This is a genomic window from bacterium (genome assembly GCA_040757115.1).
In the GTDB taxonomy this organism is placed as follows: Bacteria; UBA9089; CG2-30-40-21; order CG2-30-40-21; family SBAY01; genus JBFLXS01.
The window spans coordinates 1-4,930 of record JBFLYA010000274.1; the positions used below are offsets into that span (position 1 = coordinate 1).

A 4,930-nucleotide genomic window follows, 5' to 3' on the forward strand; every position below is an offset into this window, starting at 1 on the left:
ATTGTGGAAAACAACAAATTTCCATAAATTTCTATTAGTTTCTATTAATTTCAATTTTTTTAATAATATCTCCCTATCTCCTTAATCTCCACATCTCCTTTTGTTACACCACCTGAACGCTTACGAATTTTTAGTGTTTCATCCGTGTCCATCTGTGGCTGGATAGTTACCATCAATTTAATAATTGAGCGGCCGTAATTCAGTGGTAGAATGCAAGCTTCCCAAGCTTGACGTCGTGGGTTCGAGTCCCATCGGCCGCTCCAGCTATTTGATTTCACTACAATAATAAAAAAAATTAAATTTTTTTCTTGACAAATTTACCGAGTTTATGATATATTATTAATTACAATTCAAATTCATTATTTGAGAATAAAAAAGGGAGGGTTTTTTTATAAATCCTCCCTTTTTTATTCGAAGATTCCTGGATAAAAATTGGGAACAAGGTGCAAGAAAAAAGGAACAAGATGCAGAAGAGAAAAACTTTGTTTCTTGAACCTACTGTCTTACTCCACCGGGGTAAATAATTACAAAAGGAGTCTATTATGGGTAAGGAATTATATGACTATCTACTTAATCAGAAGTATATATTATTTGCTTATTTATTTAACCCTAAAGACCAACCAATAAATGGGCAGATTGATTTAGCTGTGGTCTTGCAAGATGGTTTGAGTAATTTTAAAAAGAGTCTCTTGCGATTTAAATTGAGGGTTGACCTGGCGAATATCCTTGAAAAATCCGTAGATGTGACGATATTAAATAATACTTCACCTGTTTTAAGACAACAGACAATTAAATTTACTCAACCAATATTTGTTCGCAATCCAGAGCTAAATGTAGCATAAATAAAAAGGGCTTCAACTGGTAACTGGTAAGTGGTAACTAATTACCATTCACCGGTTACTATTTACCAAATAAGGTTTCAGGAAATTAAAAGCAAATAATCGGTTAATTGGTAATTGGTTAAATATCTTCGTCGTGAGTTCAGCCGAACGGTATTTAATTACCATTCACCAGTTACTATTTACCAAATATAAGGAGAGCGAGAAGTTGAAATCAAAAACTGTTGGGATAATTTTTGGCATTATATTTTCTATCTTTCTTAGTAAAGAAGTTATCGCCCAACCAACTATTACCAGTATTAATCCAAACATCGGCATAAATAGTGGCACGATGAGTGTAACCATTAGAGGTTCTAATTTTCAATCTGGAGCCACGGTTACCCTTACTCAAGCAAGCACTTCTATTATTGGCACATCTACATTTATTGAATCGGGAACAATTACCGCCGTCGTTGATTTAAAAAATGTTCAAATCGGTAGTTGGACCGTCTTCGTTACTAACCCTGGTGGTCAAACCGGAACATTGACCGATGGATTTAGAGTTATACCCCAATTGTTGATTACGGAAGTTTATTACGACCCTGTAGATGAACTGCAGGAATTCGTCGAGATAAGGAATAACACACCATATTTAATTGACCTTTCAGGATACTACCTCTCAGATATAGAAGGAACTCATACATTTCCTGCCAATAGTGTTCTTCTTCCCTATGGAACGATGACTGTGGCACAAAGAGGAACAGTATGCTGCGCCGCTTTTGGTAAAAATCCAGATTTTGAATTGAATAATACCGACTCCAATATCCCGGATGTAACAAAAATAACAGGCTGGACAATTGAATTAGCTAATGGGGGTGATGAAGTTATATTGTCGGATAATTTTAAAACCGTGATAGATGTGGTTGTTTATGGAGGCGGTTCTTATCCTGGGGTCACGGCACATTCAGGGGTAACTGAAGGCAACTCCTTACATCGCCAGCCACCTCATCAGGATACAAACGATTGTAGTGTAGATTTTCAAGGAGGCAGTCCTACCCCAACCACTCAAAGAACTAATATTAACCTGAAGATAAACAAATACAAATATCCTGCCGGCGATGCCTCTATCGGAGAGAGAATTACATATCATATTTACTATGAGAATCCTGATGCTACTACCATTTATAATGCTAATATTACCGACCTGTTACCAGATGAAGTAGATTATAGTGGTAGTACTGATACCACTGGTGTCTCGCCAACGGTATCAGGTAAAAAAATCACCTGGGAGATAGAAACATTATCTACTGGAATAAACAAAATTATTTTATATGGTACACTGACAATAACCGCAATGGGCTCAAGAACCTTTCTGAATCTCGCCAGTATTACGACTAATTTACTTTGTTATGATGAGCAAGATTGGAACGATAATTATGCCTCCTGCTCAACACATATCACCTCACCAGTCAGTAACTTATGGATAAAAAAGATAGGAACAGAAAATATCCCTACGGGCAATCTCATTGAATATCAAATAACCTATGGTAATAAAGGAAGTTATACTGTAGGTAGTGTGACGATTACTGACCTTTTACCTGATGGTGTAAGTTATAGCTCTGATACCAGTAGTCTATCAGGTACTATTTCGGATAATAAAATTACCTGGTTTATCGGCACATTATCTGCTGGGGCATCAGGCACATTTACTTTATATGGAACTGTTTCGACGCTCGGTTCTAACACAATTGTTAATATTGCCAGTATTACGGGGACATGTTATTTTGAGCAAGATGAAAGTGATAATGTGGCTACCTGCTCTACCCATATTCAGGGCATAGCGGCTGACCTGTGGATAAAAAAAATAGGCACAGACAACATTATGCCTAAAAAGAGAATTACCTATACGATTACTTATGGTAATAATGAGAATTATAAAGTCGGCAGTGTCAGTATCACTGATTTATTACCTGATGGTCTAATTTATTGTGATGATGATTGTGCCTTTACAAAGAGTATTTCAGGGAATAAAATTAAATGGTTAATAGGGACATTGTCTGCAAGGGAAGCAGGGACAATTACTTTGTATGGTTCTGTAACTGCTCTGGGCTCAATTACCATAATTAACAGTGCCAGTATCACCAGTGCCTGTTATCCAGAAAGCAATTTCAGTAATAATATGGCTACCTGCACGACACATATCGTGGCTCCCCCGGGTAATCTCTGGATAAGCAAGTATAGTAGTGTCAGTGAAATTCTTCCAGAGCAGGTCATCAAATATGATATTTACTATAAAAACAAGGGTAGTTATACTGTCGGCAGTGTAACGATTACAGATTTATTACCTGATGGCATAATCTATCGTTCTGATAATAGCGGCTTGCCAGTAACTATTTCCGGAAATAAAATTACCTGGTTTGTAGGAACATTATCTCCAGAGGGAGGTAGTTATGATTTTCAATTATATGGCACTGTTACAGCCTTTGGTTCTATGACCCTTATCAATATGGCCAGTATTACAGGTGTCTGTTATATTGAGCAAGATGAAAGTGATAATTTTGCTACAGCCTCAATTCATGTAACCTCACCCCCAGGTAATTTATGGATAGAAAAAATAGGTCCAGGAAGTATTACGACCCAGGATGTAATTGAATATCAGATAAAATATGGCAATAAGGGAACTTATACCGTTGGAAGTGTGACAATTACTGACATTTTACCCGATGGAGTAAATTATGGGACTGATACAAGTGGTTTGTTAATAGGGACTTGCGGAAGTAATTTTATTACCTGGTTTGTGGGCACATTGTCCCCGGGTGTATCTGCCACATTTACTTTATATGGCACGGTGACGGCAGCCGGGTCTAAGACTATTATTAATATTGCTACTATCACCGGCACCTGTTATGTTGAAAATGATAACAGTGATAATCTCGCAACCTGCTCAACCCATGTTAAAGGCACTTTGACTGATTTGTGGATAATGAAGGAAGTTCTGGGTAGTGTGACGACGGCTGAGGCAATTGCTTATAAAATAACCTATGGGAATAACGGTAGTTTTACTGTTGGCAGTGTCAGTATTACCGATTTATTACCTGATGGCGTAAGTTATAGTTATGATAATAGTTCTTTCTCAAAAAATATTTCAGGCAATGAGATTATCTGGTCAATAGCCACATTAGCACCAGAAGAGAGAGGTTCATTTACCTTGTATGGAACCGTCACTGCACTGGGCTCAACGACTATTATCAATATCGCCAGTATCACCAGTCTGTGTTATCCTGATAAAAACTGGGCTAATAACATCGCCACCTGTTCTACACATATTTCAGGCACGCAAACTAATCTCTGGGTAAAAAAATACGCACCAGCGAATGTTATTGCTGGTGAAAGAATTACCTATGATATCTGGTATGGTAATTACGATAAAGTAGGCGTCCGAAATGTTAAAATCATTGATGAATTACCAGAAGGAACAAGTTATAGTAGTGATGATAGTGGATTACAAACAAATATATCAGGAAATAAAATTACCTGGTTTATCGGGACATTATCCGGACAGGTCTCAAGGACATTTTATTTGTATGCAACGGTAACAACTTTTAATTCTGTAAAAATAGTTAATTCCGCAACCATTACGGGTGAATGCTACATTGAAAAGGATTTAAGTGATAATGTTACTCGGGGAACAACAACTGTTTTTGTGGGTAAGATTTCCATTACCCCAACTGCCGGAACCGTGGGAAGTATAATTACAGTCCTTGGTAGTGAATTTAGTGCGACTGAAGGGATACTGATTAGTTTGGGAAATACTTTAAGTATTGCCGTTGTGACAACAAATGCATCTGGCACCTTCACCACAACCTTCACCATTGATACCCAACCTTATGGTACCTACACGGTTAAAGCCATAGGACTAACTTCTAATCTAAAAGCAATAGATTTATGCAGAGTTTTACCAAACATAATTTTAGTCACTCCCACTCAGGGCACAGTTGGGAGTTTTGTGACGGTAAGGGGTAATGGATTTGGAGGGAGTAAGACAATCAGGGTTGATTTTGGGAGGAGGGTGGATATTCAACAGACCTCAAGCGATGTCGCTGGTAGATGGA

2 protein-coding genes and 1 tRNA gene are annotated in these 4,930 nt (G+C 37.6%); all 3 read left to right on the plus strand.

Annotation, left to right across the window (positions count from 1 at the left end; genetic code table 11):
* The first annotated feature begins 188 nt into the window (after window positions 1–188).
* Window positions 189–263 (plus strand) — tRNA-Gly (locus tag AB1422_16845).
* A gap of 279 nt (window positions 264–542) precedes the next feature.
* Window positions 543–842: a nucleotidyltransferase domain-containing protein gene (locus AB1422_16850; GenBank protein MEW6620975.1), complete on the plus strand. Its 300-nt coding sequence runs from the start codon at window positions 543–545 to the stop codon at window positions 840–842.
* 205 nt (window positions 843–1,047) lie between these two features.
* On the plus strand, window positions 1,048–4,930 hold a 3,883-nt coding region (locus AB1422_16855; GenBank protein ID MEW6620976.1), incomplete at its 3' end, for a lamin tail domain-containing protein.